The sequence below is a fragment of the Sporosarcina sp. E16_8 genome (genome assembly GCF_017347095.1).
Lineage (GTDB): Bacteria > Bacillota > Bacilli > Bacillales_A > Planococcaceae > Sporosarcina.
The window spans coordinates 81,407-99,884 of record NZ_JADPRZ010000009.1 but is presented as its reverse complement, the minus strand read 5'-3'; the positions used below and the strand labels follow the sequence as shown (position 1 = coordinate 99,884).

The window sequence follows — 18,478 nt, the reverse complement described above, 5'->3', positions numbered from 1 at the left end:
ATATAAGAAGGTAATAAGTCCTGAATAATATTACAGTTCATTCATATTCACCCTTTCTGCTAAAGTGCACTTTGCACGATAATATGTAACTCTCGCCCAGTTTTCAGTTTTTCCAAAGATAACTCCAATTTCTTTGTAATTTAAATCAAGCTTTGTTCGAAGTAAAAAAATTTCTCGATGGGGCTCTTTTAATTTTTGAATTTCCATATGAATTGACTGTTGTGTATCTTCTTTTATTAATGCGACATCTGGTGAATCTTCATTGGATTGAAAGTCTACACCAGTTTGTGCTAGTTGTTCAATGCTTGCATGATTCCTATATTTCTCCTTTTTCAAGTGATCATAATAGCTATGTTTGGCAATTTGACATAACCAAACTGATATTTTGCACGCACCATTGTAACGTTCGATGGATTTTACAGCTTGATAAAATGTTTCTTGGGTCAATTCTTCTGCTAAATCCATATTCGATGTCAAACAAAGAAGAAAAAGCTTTACTTCATTTGCATAAGTTTTATAAATATCGCTCAAATCCTCCACTTAACTCCTCCTTCCATTTAATGTTGGCTTGTCTACTTATAAATAGAATGAAATTCATTTTCGTTACAAGAAACGCTTAACTATTTTCGTTTAAATTAAAAAAACGATATGAATGGGGTTTCTACTATCAATTCAATTAAGGTATCTGGCTCTCACCGCATACTGAACCGCGCAAAAATATGTTTTCTGACATCATGAACAACTAAAGAATCCGTTTTGAACAATCTTTGTTCAAAACGGATTCTTTTAAAATTTAGCGTTTTCTACCTGCGATCTTTAACCAAATGGTCCGATGAACCTGAAAAGGACCATACTTCTTCCGTTATCGCGCCCGTTAATTGATGAAGGACGAAGTTATCAAAGTTTCTTTTTTTCTGAGTATATCTTCACAAGAAAAAAAGGATTTACTAAAGAGATTACTACAAAAATAGAAACTATCATCCAAGATATTTCTACATTGAAGGGAGCCATTTCGTTCATATTTAGAGTGTATAAGGACTGCCATTCATCCCCTTGTGTTTAAAGAAATACAGAAACAATTACAAAATAACATACCAGCATTTACAAAACATAGGATTATATTTTGCAAGTTTTTCTCCCCAATTTAGACACTTTACTTTAAATTCATTTAATCATTTTTTGTTCGATTAAATGGCCCGTTAAAGAAAAACCACTGATAATTCATAGCAAAATCCCAACATTTAATCTCCACTAATAAACATTTTTATATCTTCATCCAAGATAGAAGTATCCCAAGGATGCCAAAAATAGGTATCCCCATCGAACTGCATATTATATTTGTAGGCAATTGGGTCTTCTGTATAAAAAATCATTTCGTAAAATATAGGATCTGCTTTTTCTGTGTTAGGCTGGAAACTAGGGTTTTCTTCACTATTTACTAATAGTTGAATGAAGCTCTTGACTTCTTCGTTCTTTGTCAATTCAGAAATCATTTTATTACCTTCTGGTGGATTAGCTTGGTAAATCTCAATCAACTTAACTTTTTCAATAGGCATATCTTTAAAATGCCATTGGTATTCAATATCATCTCTTGAAAAGTACACACTATATCCATTTATAGAATCAGTATTCTTAACGGCTATTAAATGAGGATGATCTTTAATTTCAAAAATCTCAGTTCCCTTTTCATGGAAAGCAGCATCACCGTTTCTGATTTTATATCTATGATTGGTTACGTTGTCCGCCACCTTAAATTTAACCGTACCAATCTTTTCTCCTACATAGTGCTTGTCGGCCAAAACCCCAGAATGGATTCCATTGTATTCTTTTCCATCCAACACAATAAAATCTACCCACTCAATTATACTTTGACCATCAAAAGGCGTTGACCGGCAACCCGTTAATAATAGCAATATAAAAACAAAAGCAAACATACTCCGTCTCTTCATTGACATCCCCCCCTTTTTTCCATTAGACGAATACTCTTGGCATTTCGTTCCATACCAATTTGTCTTTCTCATCGCACTAATTTCGGGTACCAAGTTATAAAAACAACTCAGAATCTGATAAGACCACAAGAACCTTCGCTTGTTGAATAAAACTTATGAAATTATTCCTTACTTCTAAAAAAAATTGGCTTACCAAGTTTGATAAGCCAATTCCATACATACTGTATTATTTTGATAATGCGATTTTTATATGGGCTAAATGGTGCTCTTCGTGCCAAGCTAATTTTGCAACTTTTGTTGCAACCATTATTTCACCGTTTTGCTGGTGAGTAAAAACTCGACCTAATTGCGCTTTAGTTAAACTATGTCCTAAAGCTACGATGCGTTCATTTATCCCTTCTAGCATTTTAATAGAACTTTCTATCGGAAGTTTTGTATCCGGTTGAATAGCCCACTTTTCCTCATCAAAGGATGGTACTGTTGGATTCTCATCTGTTAAAGCCAGCTTCAAACGTTGATACATGTTCAACTGAGAATCTGCAATGTGATGAACAAGTTGGCGAACTGTCCAGCTACCATCACGATAGGTTCTGCTTAATTCCTCATCACTTAATGAGTCAACAGTTTCTCTTAATCGAATCGTGTAAGTTTTGATTTCCTTTAGCCATTCTTGAACATTTTCTACTGTACCTTTCTCAGGAACTTGTAATTGCCCAATTGGATATCTTACATTCATTTTCAATCCCCTTTTCCCTATTCGCTATTTCTCTTTCTCATTTATTATTTCATAATTATCTTTATATTTAAATATTTAATTCCCTTATTAAGTGTATTTCAGAAAATTACCCGATTGTGAAAGTTTAGCATTATACGTTGGTTTGCTTCAGAACTGGATATTTGTGTATGTCTTTTAACCTCCAGATTCTTCAATTATCCGCATTGCAATACCCGTTAACTCACCATGTTCAGTAAATCGTTCACTAAGCATATCCGTAAGAATATGTTTTAGGAAGTATTCTACACAGTTCATATCTTGAAACAGCAGTATTGTCCTTAATGCTTCTTCGTAAATCTCTAAAAACAATGGCTCTGGATTATCCTTTTGAATCTCACCAAATGCTTCATATAGCAAATCAATTTTATCAGCAACAGATAAAATGCGCCCCTCCAATGTCTCATCTTTACCTTCTTTAAGCCGCTCCAAATAAATGGCTTGAAACTCAGTCGGAAGTTCCTTTTCCACAAACTTCCTTGTCATTTCTTCCTCTACTTCACTGAATAGTTGCTTCAACTCTTTCGATGCATATTTTACAGGCGTCTTGATATCACCTGTAAATAGTTCTGCGTAATCATGGTTCAATGCCTTTTCATACAAGATTCTCCAATCCACTTTCTGCCCAGATTCCTCTTCGACTGTTCCAAGAAATTGAGCAATTTTTGTCACCTTAAATGAATGACTGGCGACGGAATGCTCCTGGTATTTGAACTTTCCTGGACAACGAATAATTTGTTCTAAATCAGATAAGCTTTTAAAATATTGATGTACACCCATCCTATTCATCACCTTTCTATATTTTTTGGGGCTATCGTATAGAAAACCTAGTCATACAAACAAGACATATTCACGATTAAAATAACACGATTATTTCTGCTTTTTTAACAGGGCTATGTTCACTATAAGCATTGTCTTTCTTTACTTTCCCTTGTTCTCACTAAATTATGCGGAAAAGGGATTAATATCTTACAACCAAGAATTTAATTACTCAATTTAGTCACATTGACGTATTTCGGTAGTCCGTACAGCTACTTCTCAATAAAATGAATAACTGAGGCATCTGGATTGTTTCCTTTTCATAAATACAACAAGACCATTAATTTTCATGACGATAAATCGTTATCGTCATGAAGATTAACAGCCCCTAGGATTCAAGGAATACTATTGAAACAATAGTAGCTAAAAGGCCAACCTCTATTTTTGATATTTGTGTTTACTATTGTTTTTCTCCACAGGAAGGGCAAGTCTGTTCAGGATTCAATGTCGTGGCTTTTTTTTCGTTTCCTTCAAACGTTCATCCCATTTTATTGAAAGTTATTTAAGAAAAAACAACCAAATAACAGATCAGCATTTACAAGACAGAACATTAATTTTTGCAAGTCCCCCGTTTAGAAAATTTATTATAAATTTATTTTAAAAAGGCACACTGACTTATTCAATACGTGCGACCTATTGTTCAAGATCAATATAAAGATTTTTATTCCGGTAAGAATATTCTAGTGAAAAAAGCAACTGATAATTCATCGCATAATCCCAACTTGCAATTTATGTTTAAATCAAATTTTTAATTCCCACTAATAAACATTTTTATATCATCAGATAAGATAGATGTATCCCAAGGATGCCAAAAATAGGTGTCTCCATCGAACTGCATGTTATATTTGTAGGCAATTGGGTCTCCTGTATAAAAAATCATTTCGTAAAATATAGGATCTGCTTTTTCTATGTTAGGCTGGTAACTGGGATTTTCTTCACTATTTACTAATAGTTCAAGGAAGCTCTTGATTTCTTCATCCTTTGTCAATTCAGACATCAGTTTATTACCTTCTGGTGGATTAGCTTGGTAAATCTCAATAGCCTTGACCTTTTCAATAGGCATATCTTTAAAATGCCATTGGTATTCGATATCATCTCTTAAAAAGTATACTTTATATCCATTTATGGAATCAGTATCCTTAACGGCTATCAAATCTGGATGATCGTTAATACTAAAAATCTCAGTTCCCTTCTCATGGAAAGCAGCATCACCGTTTCTGATTTTATATCTATGATTGGTTACATTGTCTGCCACTTTAAATTTAACCGTGCCAATCTTTGCTCCTATATAATCCTTGTCGGCCAATACCCCAGAATGGATTCCATTGTATTCTTTTCCATCCAACTTAATAAAATCAACCCACTCAATTATACTTTGACCATCAAAAGGTGTTGACCGACAACCGGTTAATAATAGCAAAATAAAAACGAAAATAAATAGTCTCCGTTTTTTCATTGATATCGCTCCCTTTATCCATTAGACGAAAACTGTTGGCATTTCGTTACATACCAAGATGTCTTTCTCATCGCACTATTCTAATCACGGAAAACCAAATAACTTTCTCATCATTCTTTTAGAATCTAGTCCGATTCCGGCACATTTTTTTTAGCTAAAGCGTACTTTTATTGAATAAGCAACTTCCTATTTTTATTGTTTACCCTTAGAAAAATCAAGGTATTCCTCTTTGCTACTCAGATTTACTGAAAATGGATATATCAATAAAACAAAAAAGCCATAAAGTTATATAAAATAACTCTGTGGCTCAAATACAATTATTGCTAATCGCTATTTCCTTGTAAGCGGAATACCACATTCTGGCCCGTTTCTGACACAAAATCATTTCAATCATGCCCGTTTGTGAAATACCTCACATATCATTTACAACTAGATTACTCTGGCAAGTTCAACTGCCAAGATATCCCAAACTGGTCACTCAGCCATCCGAATTTCTTGCTAAATCCATAGTTATTGATAGGCATGAGTGCTGTGCCATTTTCCATCATTTTATCATAAAGGCTGTCAATTTCCTCTTCGGTATCACACGTAAGATAGATAGAAAAGGATGGGGTAAACGTAAACTCATGGTTAACATGGCTGTCGATACACATGAACTCCTGCCCCTTTAACGAGAATACAGCTTGTATAACTGTACCTTCTTCACCGGGTCCTTCAGCTCCGTAACGAGCAATGCTTTTAATTTCTGAATCCTCGATGAGTGATGTGTAGTATTCCATTGCTTCTTCGGCAATACCGCCTTGAAACATTAAAAATGGTGTTACGTTTTTCATATTTATCTTTCCCTTCTTCACATAAATTTTATTGTAGTCTCGCTGTTTCAACTAATTAATCAAACGATTTTCAACCTGTATAGCTAACTTTTCCTGTCTCAACTAATTCCTTAAGTCCCATAAACATATAATTCCAGCCATGTTCAGTGCCATCATGCATTTCGCCTAGAGCTTTTTCGATATCGGACTCTGTCCAATTCTCTTCTTGAGGCACATGGATCACTTGTGTGAACGTCATTTCACAGCTTTGCTGGAGTTCTTTTAGCTCAACTGTAATCGTATCTTCTAATTCGCTGAATTGTGGCATCTTAAAAGTGAACACGATTTTTTTCGGAGGATCAATTTCAAGGTACTCCCCAATCGCACGGTAATCTTGTCCATCTCGATGATCAACAATCTCCCATGTACCGCCTACTTGAGGATTATTTTGCGTCACCTTATTCGTGCTTTCCAATGTAAAAAACCATTTCCTCATCATTTCTGGGTTCAGCCATGCGTCGAAAACTCGTTCACGCTTTACATTAAATTCTCTTTTCATTATTAATGTTCTAGTTGAGATGTTGTTCATACAATTCCCCTTCCAATGATTTAGTGTTCTCTATTCTTGGCTTTCAATAACTCACTTTCCAGAATATCAAAACGATTACTCCAAAACTTCTCATAAAAACGGAGCCATTCAGAAGCTCGAGACAGTGACTCTGCATTTATGCTACAGATATGCGTTCTTCCGGTTATGTTCCTCTTTACTAAATTTGCTCGTTCAAGAACCTTTATATGTTTAGATATAGCTGCTAAAGACATATCAAAAGGCTCTGCTAACTCTGAAACTGTCCTTTCTTTTTGAGCCATCATATGAATGATTTCTCTTCTTGTTGGATCAGCTAAAGCATGAAATATTTCATTTAATTGATTTTCATTTTGGTTACCCATGTAGTATAATATATCAGTTTCTTCTTTCATATTCAACCATATAGTTAAATGATATGAATATACAACTGATTACAGCGGCTAACCCCTCTACGTCGCCGTTTCTTTCAATAAGCATGATCGGCACACTGTAACACCATTTGAAAAACGACTTCTCTTTTGGTTTCATATTTGGGAAGTGTATCAGTGCAACCAACTACAAGAAATGATACTATGTATGATGAGTAAATGATTTTGCAATAGAAAATTAGTGTTTTTATATGTTGCAATAGGAGGATATAGAATGAATAACGAACATAATTTTTGGCTTGATTTACCGAAGCCATTTTTCATATTAGCACCAATGGAAGATGTCACAGACGTTGTGTTTCGCCACGTTATTAGTGAAGCAGCAAAACCAGACGTACTTTTCACTGAGTTCACAAATACAGAAAGTTATTGTCACCCTGAAGGAAGAGAAAGTCTACGTGGTCGGTTAACGTTCACAGAAGATGAGCAACCGATTGTCGCTCATATTTGGGGCAATAAACCAGCATTTTTTGAACAGATGAGTATTGATATGAAAAAACTCGGGTTTAAAGGTATCGATTTAAACATGGGATGCCCAGTACAAAACGTCGCAGCCAATGGTAAAGGCGCCGGGTTAATACGAAATCCTGAAAATGCAGCAGAAATTATTCAAGCAGCAAAAGCAGGTGGCTTACCAGTTAGTGTTAAAACAAGATTGGGTTACACATCTGTTGACGAGTGGCTGGATTGGCTAGGACATGTATTGAAACAAGATATCGCGAATCTTTCCATTCACCTTCGTACCAAAAAAGAGATGAGTAAAGTAGATGCACACTGGGAACTAATCCCTGAAATCAAAAAACTTCGAGATGAAATCGCTCCAAATACATTATTAACAATTAACGGAGATATTCCTGACCGAGCAACAGGTTTAAAATTAGTAGAACAATACGGCGTTGATGGCGTAATGATTGGCCGCGGCGTTTTCACGAATCCATTTGCTTTTGAAAAAGAACCTAAAGAGCATAGTGTGAAAGAGTTTCTCGCTTTATTACATTTACATTTAGATCTTCACGATAAGTATTCAAATGAAATCGAACCGCGTGCATTTAAGCAACTTCATCGCTTTTTCAAAATCTATGTTCGTGGATTTGAAGGCGCAGCTGAGGTAAGAAACCAATTAATGAATACAAATTCAACTGATGAAGTCCGTCATTTAGTAAATCAGGTTTTAGATAACGAATTAGATTGAGGCATACCCACCTATGCATGATTAATAAGACTTGTTGTTAAATAACGGGTTCGTGTGATGGGGAGATAAATGCTGAAAACAATGTAAATAACACCCTAATCAGCATAGATTCAGATAGCAAATTAGCAAGTTAATTGGCAAGTAAAAACGCTCCTTCTGAGCGTTTTTTTGTTTACCACTTTGTGGTTTTCCTTGAACGAAAACCTACGTTTGTTGAATAAAAGGAATGACGTTTACTTCACAATCGCGCCCTATTCTTTAAAAATCATCTAAAGTTACTTTTTTTTTGATGAAACCATTAGCAAACTTTTATTAAATACGCAAAAAAAACCACGAAACTTATGTCTCGTGATTCTCTGGATTATTTCTTCACTCTCGTTGCACTGTCTCTTTCAATCAGCTTCGTGTGAATCGTTATTTTCTTACATATTTCCCGTTTCGTTGCAATGCGCTCTAGCAGTAAGTCGACTGCGGATTCTCCCATGATTTCCGTGTACAGCTTCACTGTGGTAAGCGGTGGGACCATGTATTGCGCAGATGCAACATCATTGAAACCAACGATACTGAGATCCTCTGGAATTTTAACACCCAGTTCGTAGGCCGCTTTGTAGCACCCGATTGCAATTGAATCATTTGCAACAAATAAAGCTGTTGGTTTTTCATTTTGACTAAGCATTTCCTTTAAAATCTGGTAGCCATCCTTTGGATTGTAGCCTCCAATTTTAACGAATTCCTCTTTAAAAATTCCTTTTTCTATTAAATAGGCTTCAAAGACGTCCTGTCGTAAGTCCTTGAATCGGTTACCAAACATATCAGTCTCTATGCCACCGATAAAACCGATATTTTCATGACCTAAATCTACTAAATAGTTGAGCGCATTTTTCGTTGCCGAATTAAAATTAATCACTACTGCGTCAAAATAATTTTCATCGGGGTTTGCGTCTACAAATACAGATGGTTTATCAAAGCTTTTTATCAATTCAATATCTACTTTTTTAAAAGTTCCTAGACAGATGATCCCGTCTAATTTCGGAAGACTTCTTTTAGTGTCATCTTTGGTAATTTTAAAATAGTCCATCCCCATACTCTTAAGCTTTTTTTCTAGCGCTACCCGAATCGAAAGATAATAGGTATCAACCAATTCCTCTTCAAGTGAATACGAATAGTAGAGCCCAATATTTCCTTTCTTTTTCGCCTTCTTCTGTTTCGAGGTGATAACATAGTTTAATTCCTCTGCCGCTTCGAAAACTCGTCTTCTTGTCTCTGGGGTCACATTAAGTGTCTCATCATAATTTAACACTCGAGAAACCGTTGACATAGAAACCTGCGCTAAGTATGCTATATCTTTAATCGTCGCCATTTTTTATACCTACTTTGTTTTTTTACTTCTATATGTAAATCAATTTCAATTTCCTCGGACTTGCTTTCAACACTTCATTTTGGTTCGCAAAAGCCGTTCTTCATGACGACTTTTTCTACACTGCTTTTTTACGGTATTTTTTCAGGAATTTCAGCTTTGTTTCCGAAATAATAATAGCTACAAGGATTAGTATCGCTCCGATAGCCATTTTGGCGGTTAAAACCTCGCTTAAAATAATGACGGAGAAAACCATTCCCCAGAATGCCTCTGTCGACAAAATGATTGCCGCCTTTGTTTCGCTTGTGAACTTTTGCGCGACTGTCTGCAGTAAAAATGCAATCGTGGTGGAGAATACACCCAAATATAAAACAGCCGATACTCCTTCAATATTTGCCGTAAAATTCGTTTCTCCTTTGAATATTACTACAATTAAACCTAACACTGTTGCAGCTGCCATTTGAACCACCGTTAACAGTACGGGGTCTTCGTTCTTTACAAACTGCGCTGTGTAAAAAATATGGAACGCAAATGCTACGGCACATAATAATGTAAGTACATCCCCAAAATTGATGCCACCCGAAAGCTTTAGTGATAACACACCGATGCCAATGATCGCAAGTAATGCGCCAAACAACTCAAACTTGTCCATTTTTCGTTTAAAAATGAAAAACGCAATAAATGGTACAATGACTACATTGACAGCGGTTAAAAAAGCATTTTTCGAAGGTGTCGTATATACCAGTCCAACCGTTTGTAGAGCAAATGCCAAGTATAAAAAGATTCCAATGATGGAACCATTAATAATTGTACTCTTTTTAATATTCTTTAGTTTCTTAAAAAAGACAAGACTTAACAAAATGATACCAATAAGAAAACGGATTGCAAGTATTTGATAGGGTGTAAAGTGCTCGAGTGACACTGCACTTGCAACAAACCCACTTCCCCAAATAATTGCAACAACCGCAAGCCCTAGTTCTCCAAAATATTTCCGCATACTATCCTCCACCTACTTACTTTCGATTAACGATAGGAACACACTTGATGTCCACGTAAAGGAAGTATCGACGAGCCCTTTTCCACTATGCGGATCAAAGTTTTCTGCCATACCACCGACAAGCGTAAGATTTAGGTATTTTTCTTTAATTCGTTCTCCAACCTCACCGTAGCCAAAACTCTTTAATGAATCAATGAAAAGATAAGTAACAGGGGCCCAAATCGGTCCGAGCCAGTAACCATTTTCCTTATATAATGGACTTGAAGGCATTTCCGTTGCAAATCCATATTTCGTTTCAAAGTTTTCCACAAGGTCATCTACAAGTTGGTCCATGATTTGTTTCTCTAAGCGATATCCGATTAAAACCGGTAAACGTAAAATTAGACTGGAGCGTATGTCAATTTTCTTAGCATCCTTACCAACACGACCAAAGAAACCATCTTCATCATGAAGGCGCTCCATTAATAAGGCGAAAAGTGTGTCTGCTTTTTTAGTAAATTGCTTTGCTTCTTCCTCTTCGCCAAGAAGACCAGCAAATTTCGTTAAAATATCATATGTTCGAATTAAAAAGCTAGCAAGATCCGGTGCCTCGACCGGCATTCCGCTATGGAACAAAGAGGAATTATCCCAACCTGAGTCATTACCGTGCTTATAATGTGGAAGTCGACCTTCGTACGTCCGGTATAAATCGAAATAAAGCATTACTTTTTTAGTAGACTCGTACACTTCTCTCAGGCGACTTTCTTCCTTAAAGTAGTCATTCACTTCCATCAATTTTTCATATGCGTATGCGAAGACCGGTGGTTTAATACAGTTATAAGACACGTATTTATCATTCACAAAGTCTGGATATGCGCCAGATTCATCCTGCGTGTCCATAAAGATCTTCAGCTGAGAATAGGACAACTCCGGATACTTCGCACCAATATGTAACGCATTAAAGCAATTGTCCCAAGACCAGATGTTATACATCCAAAGCTTTGACATATACATGGCATAATTTTTTAATAATCCATCCGGGTGAACAATGCTTGACCAAGTAATATACGCCGCACGATCAATTGAAGCTTGGTATACTTCATTTTTCTCCGTATTATTTTCTACCCACTCCTGATAGAGTTGCTCAACCTTTTCTTTTCCAGCTTGAAAGCTTGCATACTCTTTCGGTTTAAACACAGTGCGATAGCTTTCAATGACAAAGTGGCCATTACTCATACGAATGTCGATATAGTCATTGCCAATCACATTCCACGGTGCGTCAACAGTCATCTCGCCTGAAAGCTTGCTAATCATCAGCTTTAATTCCTTCGGATAGATATGATATTCATACATGCCATCCTCATATTCGTGTAGGGTATCGTATTTCACTTTATTAGCTTGTAAACGAACTTCAACCCCCTTTGCCTCAATATGAAGTTCATCCTCCTCCGGAATAATGATTTCTGCATATTTCTCTGTATCTTTTACTAAAAAAAAGCGCAAGGACGTTTCTGTAGCGGCGATGTCAAATTCTTGTTCAACGCCATCCTGTAACAATTCCAATTTAAATAATTTTGATGGCGCATCATCTCCACCATGAACATCACGTATATAAACTTCGTTTGTATCGTTTTCCTTTAATACACAAAAATAAGAACCAAATCGAGAAAAAGGGATTTCTTTTATATTTAATTTCATTGAATTCCGCTCCTTTTCTTTAACGAAATAAGAAGCAGGGTTTCCCCTGCTTACTTCTTACTGGACCGTGAAAAATTTACTTTCTTCCACTAGGCTGCTCTTGTCTATTTTTCTAATTTCAAATTGAAGATGGAAGTCCTCAATCACTGTTCTGTATGGAGGTAACTGCTCCTCACCGCAACTATTACTTCCCACACCACTTTGCTTGTAATCAATCGTCAACACTGTAAATGGCGACTTCTTAATATTACCGCGGTGTTTCGCCTCTTCAAGCGCACTTGTTTCGTAATTATGGATTGTAAAATCATACGTTTCTTTAAAATTAATCAAGTATGCTTGCTCATCATTTGCTACAGCTAGGAAAGAACTATCACAGCGTGAACCATTTTCCTGCGGGTATACATAATCGGTATGCATGTCTTGAATGGTTTTAGTGTATAAACCAATTGGTTGGCTGCGTTTTGTATCCTGATACGATTCAGAATCACCGCGACCATACCAGCTAACTTTGTTGTAATCCTCGTTCAAATGCATAGTTACGCCGATGCGCGGCAGCATTTCCGGAATTTCATGACCTCGTAATACTTTTTCACCTTGTAAATCAATGTTTAAGGCACCATTTTTCGTCATACGATAGTGATATGTTAGGTGGAAGCCCCATGCTTGGTTGACAGTAGATAAAAACTTCGTGATCATGATATCCACATAATCTGCTGTCACTTCGTACGTCACTTCTGCTAATTGTTCTTTGGTATTTTTAAGGAAGTACTTATTAACCCAGTCGTCCTTTTTGTACATATCATTGTCGATAATCGCTCTCCAAAGGGTTACTTCAGGTCCTTTGTTAATAATTTCTTCCCCTTCAGATTTGAATGATTCTAGTGTGCCATACACAGTTGAGAAAACAGCCTCGAACTGGTCGTTTTCAACTATCAGTAGAGCACCTTCATCCTTAATGACAAAGTCAGATCCTAATGAAGTGATAGACCGCACTTCTTTTTCAATTTTTGTAGATGCTAATAAGAAGCTTTCTTTTGTAATCTCATGATTTTTACCCGCATAGAGAGTATCTTCAGTCTCCAGATAGCTTAAGTAGATCCGAACATCGTCATGCTGGGCAGCTTTTACTACATCTACTGGAAGTGTAATAACCAACGATTCATGTGCTCCGATACTTGGTAACTGCATGTCTCGTGATTCAATCAGTGTACCAATTGATTTTACTTCAATACGTAGGGTTACTCCGCTTAAGTTTCTAAAATCGTATAGATTGTTAATACGAATTTCACCTTCAGCTAGGTTTACTTCCTCCGTGACAATTGGTTCAATTACTTTTTTATATTCCCAAAGTCCTGGTGACGGCGTTCTATCCGGGAACACAAGCCCATCAATACAGAAGTTGGTGTTTGTCGGGAAGTCGCCGTAATCTCCACCATATAAATAAAGGATTTCACCATTTTTATTTGTGGTTTCAATGCCATGGTCACACCATTCCCAGATGAAGCCACCTTGCAATCTAGGGTATTTTCTCATCAGTTGTTGATATTCCGTTAAGCCTCCAGGGCCAGTCCCCATTGCATGTCCATATTCACATAAAATATGAGGCTTCTTGCCTTCTGTATCCTTACCGATTTCTTCGAGTTTGTTTAAGCGAGTGTACATCGTTGTGTACACATCACTGTATGCAGCATTTCTGTCTCCCTCATAATGAACTAATCTAGTAGAATCAATCGCCTTGATGGCATTGTACATAGCCGTAAAGTTTCTACCAGCACCTGATTCATTTCCGAGTGACCACATGATGATACTTGGATGGTTACGGTCTCTTTGTACCATACGAACTGCTCGATCTACATATTGCTTTTCCCATAGTTCATTGTCAGAAATCCAATTGTAATTTCCGGTATTTTCAAAACCATGACATTCAAGATCTGCTTCGTCAATGACGTAAAGACCATATTCATCACACAAATCATAGAATACATCATTATTTGGATAATGCGCTGTACGAACAGCATTGATATTGAACTGTTTCATCATTTTAATATCCTGAAGCATATCCTCGTAGTTAACAGTTCTACCAGTCTTCGCATGTGCGTCGTGGCGATTCACACCATTAAAGAAAACGCGTTTTCCGTTGACACGGATTTCATTGTCAATCACCTCAATGGCACGGAACCCTATGCGCAGTGGCACAACTTCCTTATCACCCAACAAGCTATACTCGAGGTGAAGTGTATAGAGGTTTGGTTCCTCTGCATTCCATTGCAGCGGTTTTTCCTGGACTTTACTCACTTCGAATTTCCCGTCAACGACTTCCACGTCAAACTGGTTGACTTGATTGTCGTGATGGTAAAGCGTAGCAACTACATCTGTTACTTGGTCTGTTAAAAATGCCCCGCTTATTTTTAATGTGAAATTCTCATAGTTTTCATCGGGAAGTGTTTCAATATGGACATCCCAAAGCGTCTCTTTGTTGATTTTAAACAGTTCAACACTTCTAAAAATACCAGACAGCCACCACATATCCTGATCTTCTATATAAGTTCCATCAGAAAATTGGTAGACTCTAACAGTGAGACGATTACTGCCAACTTTCACGAATTCCGTGATATCGAATTCAGACGGTAATCTTGAAACTTTACTAAAACCAGCATGCTGTCCATTGACATATAAATCAAATGCAGAATCTACGCCATTGAATTTTAAAATAAGTGCTTCACCATCTGCTAAGTCAGAAACAACAAGCTCTCTAAAATAGATGCCCATTGGATTTTCCTGTGGTACAAACGGTGGATTGATAGCAAACGGATATAAAACATCTGTGTAATGCATGTTGCCGTAGCCCTTAATTTGCCAACTTGAAGGAACTTCCATATCGTCTAAACTATCGATGCTAAAGTCCTCTTTTTCAAAACCTTTCGGTGAAAGCTCAGGTGCATCTAAAAATAAGAACTTCCATACGCCATCTAGTAATGTATAGCCTATACTATTTTCTTTCGTAAATGTTTGTGCATTTTCTTTCGTTTCATATCTATAAAAATCAGCATGAGCGGGAAGTCTATTGATACCCGTTATCCTGATATCTTCCCACCTCTTCATTTCGCGACGCATATTATCTTCCCCCATATAATACTATATTGGTATTTCGGTATTTCTTACTTAACAGAACCACTGATTCCTTCAACAATGTACTTCTGTGCAAATAGGAATATCACAACTGGTGGAACGATCATGACTAAAGTAATCGACATAATTGGTAGGATTTGGAGATCATGAACTCCTTTAAATGCTGCTAATCCTAGTGCTAATGTATATTTCGATTGATCTTGCAGATAGATTAATGGACCCAGGTAGTCATTCCATACTGATAACATATTGAGCACCGCGATTAAGATCAGTGGAGCTTTCATAATCGGTATGAATATTTTATAGAAGATTTGGAATTCATTTGCCCCATCGATTCTTGCTGCACTTTCAAGATCCTTCGGTATACCCATAAGGAATTGTCTTAACAAAAAGATATAGTACGCCGATCCAAAAAATGATGGGACAATCAATGGCTTTAATGTGTTAATCCAACCAAACATTTTGAATTCCATATATAACGGAATCATTGTGACGTCCCAAGGAATCATCATTGTCGCAAGCATCAAGACGAAAAGAGTGTTTTTAAATTTAAAATCAAATCTAGCAAATCCATAGGCAATTAATGAACAGGATAGTAGCTGACCTATCGTTGTCATCACTGTAACGATGACGGAGTTCTTTAAATAGACGCCGAATGGTTGACTAGACCAAGCATCAACAAAGTTTTTCCACTGAAGTACTTCTGGAAAAATCTTTGGAGGATAGCTAAACACTTCGGTTTCTGTTTTTAATGCAGAAAGGATTACCCACACAAATGGTAATACGAAGTAAAGTGAAAATAGTCCTAGAAGGCTGTACATGATGATTTTATATCCTTTTGATATTTTCATTTTTTCTCCTCCCTTTCTTCCCTTCTTTTTTCACTTCATTTTCGTAGAACACCCATGTAGATGATGTCTTAAAGATTAACATTGTTAAGACTAATATCACGATGAACATAAACCATGCGTTTGCACTTGCATATCCCAGTTGATGGTGTTTGAAAGCGTTGTTATACACGTACAAACCATAGAAATAGGTGGACTTTAAGGGGCCACCGCCGGTTAACAGTAAGACCAAGGTCAGCTGCTGCAGTGCTCCGATGACTGATGTAATGACGTTAAACAGAATAGTCGGCGTAATACTAGGAATCGTAATACTGAAAAACTGACGGAACGGGCCAGCACCGTCAATCGCTGCCGCCTCATATAATTCAGCTGGGATCCCTTTTATATTGGTATAAAAGATTAGCATCATAATTCCGACGCCCCAAGCACTCGCAATGACAATTGTGAGAAGTGCCCACTTCGGATCTACAAGCCATCTTGGACCTTCAATGCCAAGAAATGATAGTAAGTAATTTAAAATTCCGTACTCTGAGTTGAAAATCCAACCCCAAATAATCGAAATGGCAACACCTGAAACAACCGCAGGTAAGTAGAAAATCGTACGGAAAAATTTCATTCCTTTTAATGGTTGAGTAATGAGAAGCGCTAAAATTAATGCAATTGCTAAGTTTAAGGGTACAAATATTGCAGCAAATTTAAGGGTAATAATTATAGATTTATAAAACTGCGGATCTGCAGTGAACATTGTTTTGTAATTATCGATCCCCACAAATGTTGGTTCACTTGTAATTGGCCAATTATAAAAGCTCATAATTAATGAGAGAATCAGTGGTCCCAGGGTGAATACCAAAAAACCAATTATCCACGGTAAAATAAATAAATAGGGCACTTTTCTATTTACTAACTGATAGCTTTTCGTTTTCTTCGTTGTTATATTTCGCATAAAATGCCCCCATCATCAGATTAGAAAATAGGGTAAAGCACTTAAAAAGTGCTTTACCGCATTAAAAATTACTATTTTTACTCGACAGCACTATTTAATGCCTCTTTCGGGTTCATTAATGTACTTGGATTTAACATCGATTCAAACGTATATTGCAAATTCTCGGATACTTTACTCCAGTCTTCAACGATGAACGATGCTGGCGTATAGCCATCACTCTGTTCAAGCATAGAATAGAACACACTTTTCACTTCATCTTGTTCAAGTTGTTCGCTTTCTACGACTGATTTCAAAACAGGTAGTTCGAAACCAATTCTTTCCTTATTCGCATCTTCATTTGTCCAGAATTTGATAAATTCGAATGCTTCATCTTTATGTTTTGAGTTTTTAGAGATTGAGATACCAGAAGAACTTAAGATACTGACGCTTTTCCCACTTTTAAATGCTGGCAATTCTACGACACCGTAGTCAATTCCCGCTTCTTTTAACGGCGTTAATCCCCATGCCCCGTAGACGAACATCGCAACTTTACCAGATTTCATTTCTGTTGTTCCAGAGCCTTCTGTCGTAATAGCATAGCCATCTTTCGCCATGTTCTGGAACATTTCAAATACTTCTACTGATTTCTCTGAGTTTAAGTTACCTTTCAAATTCCCTTCTTTATCCACATAAGATGTACCATTGCTCCATAGGAACATTTCGAAATCGTATGGATCCGGTTTTCCTGAGAACGCGAAACCGCTTACTTTTGAATCTTTGTTTGCTACTTTCTTAGCAGTGTCTTGCAAATCTTCCCATGACCAACCCGATTTCGGATAGTCGACACCTGCTTCATCAAACAATGCTTTGTTGTAGTAAACAACATGTGTCGTGTAGCCAACTGGTAATCCTAGAATTTCATCATCTGCTGAGTTATAGTTCCACAGTGTTTCATAGAAATTATCTTTGTACGCATCGCCTTCTTTTTCAAGATAAGAATCGAGTGGCTCTAGTGCATCCTTATATTGCGGATAGTTCCACATATACATAATGTCTGGAGCATCCTTTGCACCCATACCGGCTGTAATTTTTGTATCATATTCACTTCCGTAAGACTCTAAAACGACTTCGATGTCGTCGTGTGACTCATTGAATTTGTCAATCATATCTTGTTGCAATGTAACGTCATCCCCAACGTCCCAAGTTGCAAAACGTAGTTTAACTTTCCCATCTTTCGTGGTATCGCTTTTCTCGCCAGCTGATGAACTACAACCCACTAAAAGCAACATAACTGCAATAAGTAAAAAGAAAACAGATTTAAACTCTACAAACTTCATAATATACCCCCCTTTTTTTCGAACACTTTCATTGTATTCTGCATTTTACTAAAAGTAAACTGTTTTTTCGTCATTTTTAGTAAAGTACGTGATTTTAAAGACAGATTACAGTGGCCGTTATTTCACAAAAGAAACAGTATCCGTATAATGGATACTGTTTTTTTTATGTATGATCACCAGCGTTAAAATCCCAC

Annotated in this window: 16 protein-coding genes; 1 reads left to right on the top strand and 15 read right to left on the bottom strand. The window is 36.7% G+C overall.

Annotated features, from left to right (window positions below; all coding sequences use genetic code 11):
- Positions 1-30: 30 nt before the first annotated feature.
- From I2484_RS09380 to I2484_RS09345, 8 genes are all read right to left on the bottom strand, one after another.
- Entirely contained in the window at positions 31-540 is a 510-nt protein-coding gene (locus tag I2484_RS09380; RefSeq protein ID WP_207150776.1) for a sigma-70 family RNA polymerase sigma factor, read from the bottom strand.
- Positions 541-1,241: 701 nt separating this feature from the next.
- Positions 1,242-1,949 (bottom strand): hypothetical protein, encoded by a 708-nt coding sequence (locus tag I2484_RS09375; RefSeq protein ID WP_207150775.1) that lies wholly within the window; start codon positions 1,947-1,949, stop codon positions 1,242-1,244.
- A gap of 226 nt (positions 1,950-2,175) precedes the next feature.
- Positions 2,176-2,685, bottom strand: coding sequence for a YfiT family bacillithiol transferase (locus I2484_RS09370; RefSeq protein ID WP_207150774.1), 510 nt, complete (start codon positions 2,683-2,685; stop codon positions 2,176-2,178).
- Positions 2,686-2,859: 174 nt separating this feature from the next.
- Positions 2,860-3,501 (bottom strand): HD domain-containing protein, encoded by a 642-nt coding sequence (locus tag I2484_RS09365; protein WP_186673401.1) that lies wholly within the window; start codon positions 3,499-3,501, stop codon positions 2,860-2,862.
- A gap of 787 nt (positions 3,502-4,288) precedes the next feature.
- Entirely contained in the window at positions 4,289-4,996 is a 708-nt protein-coding gene (locus I2484_RS09360) for a hypothetical protein (RefSeq protein WP_207150773.1), read from the bottom strand.
- Positions 4,997-5,430: 434 nt separating this feature from the next.
- Positions 5,431-5,829 (bottom strand): VOC family protein, encoded by a 399-nt coding sequence (locus tag I2484_RS09355; protein WP_207150772.1) that lies wholly within the window; start codon positions 5,827-5,829, stop codon positions 5,431-5,433.
- A 70-nt stretch (positions 5,830-5,899) separates the two neighbouring features.
- Positions 5,900-6,397 (bottom strand): SRPBCC family protein, encoded by a 498-nt coding sequence (locus I2484_RS09350; protein ID WP_207150771.1) that lies wholly within the window; start codon positions 6,395-6,397, stop codon positions 5,900-5,902.
- Between the two features lie 20 nt (positions 6,398-6,417).
- Positions 6,418-6,789 carry an ArsR/SmtB family transcription factor gene (locus tag I2484_RS09345; RefSeq protein ID WP_255551261.1) on the bottom strand — a complete coding sequence of 124 codons (372 nt, stop codon included), beginning with the start codon at positions 6,787-6,789 and terminating at the stop codon, positions 6,418-6,420.
- Positions 6,790-7,039: 250 nt separating this feature from the next.
- Here I2484_RS09345 and I2484_RS09340 point away from each other — a divergent pair, with 250 nt between their 5' ends.
- A complete protein-coding gene (locus tag I2484_RS09340; protein ID WP_207150770.1) occupies positions 7,040-8,017 on the top strand; it encodes a tRNA dihydrouridine synthase in 978 nt (325 codons plus the stop codon).
- Between the two features lie 361 nt (positions 8,018-8,378).
- On the opposite strand, the gene I2484_RS09335 is transcribed toward I2484_RS09340, so the two are convergent.
- The 7 genes from I2484_RS09335 to I2484_RS09305 all read right to left on the bottom strand — a co-directional run bounded on the left by I2484_RS09335 (position 8,379) and on the right by I2484_RS09305 (position 18,284).
- Entirely contained in the window at positions 8,379-9,377 is a 999-nt protein-coding gene (locus I2484_RS09335; protein ID WP_207150769.1) for a LacI family DNA-binding transcriptional regulator, read from the bottom strand.
- 115 nt (positions 9,378-9,492) lie between these two features.
- Positions 9,493-10,371: a DMT family transporter gene (locus tag I2484_RS09330; protein WP_207150768.1), complete on the bottom strand. Its 879-nt coding sequence runs from the start codon at positions 10,369-10,371 to the stop codon at positions 9,493-9,495.
- Positions 10,372-10,383: 12 nt separating this feature from the next.
- Positions 10,384-12,048 carry an amylo-alpha-1,6-glucosidase gene (locus tag I2484_RS09325; protein WP_207150767.1) on the bottom strand — a complete coding sequence of 555 codons (1,665 nt, stop codon included), beginning with the start codon at positions 12,046-12,048 and terminating at the stop codon, positions 10,384-10,386.
- A gap of 57 nt (positions 12,049-12,105) precedes the next feature.
- Positions 12,106-15,162 carry a glycoside hydrolase family 2 TIM barrel-domain containing protein gene (locus I2484_RS09320; RefSeq protein ID WP_207150766.1) on the bottom strand — a complete coding sequence of 1,019 codons (3,057 nt, stop codon included), beginning with the start codon at positions 15,160-15,162 and terminating at the stop codon, positions 12,106-12,108.
- A gap of 44 nt (positions 15,163-15,206) precedes the next feature.
- Positions 15,207-16,028: a carbohydrate ABC transporter permease gene (locus I2484_RS09315; RefSeq protein ID WP_207150765.1), complete on the bottom strand. Its 822-nt coding sequence runs from the start codon at positions 16,026-16,028 to the stop codon at positions 15,207-15,209.
- Positions 16,006-16,968 carry a carbohydrate ABC transporter permease gene (locus I2484_RS09310; protein WP_207150764.1) on the bottom strand — a complete coding sequence of 321 codons (963 nt, stop codon included), beginning with the start codon at positions 16,966-16,968 and terminating at the stop codon, positions 16,006-16,008. The genes I2484_RS09315 and I2484_RS09310 overlap by 23 nt, the downstream gene beginning before the upstream one ends.
- Positions 16,969-17,045: 77 nt before the next feature.
- Positions 17,046-18,284 (bottom strand): ABC transporter substrate-binding protein, encoded by a 1,239-nt coding sequence (locus tag I2484_RS09305; protein ID WP_207150763.1) that lies wholly within the window; start codon positions 18,282-18,284, stop codon positions 17,046-17,048.
- Positions 18,285-18,478 lie beyond the last annotated feature (194 nt).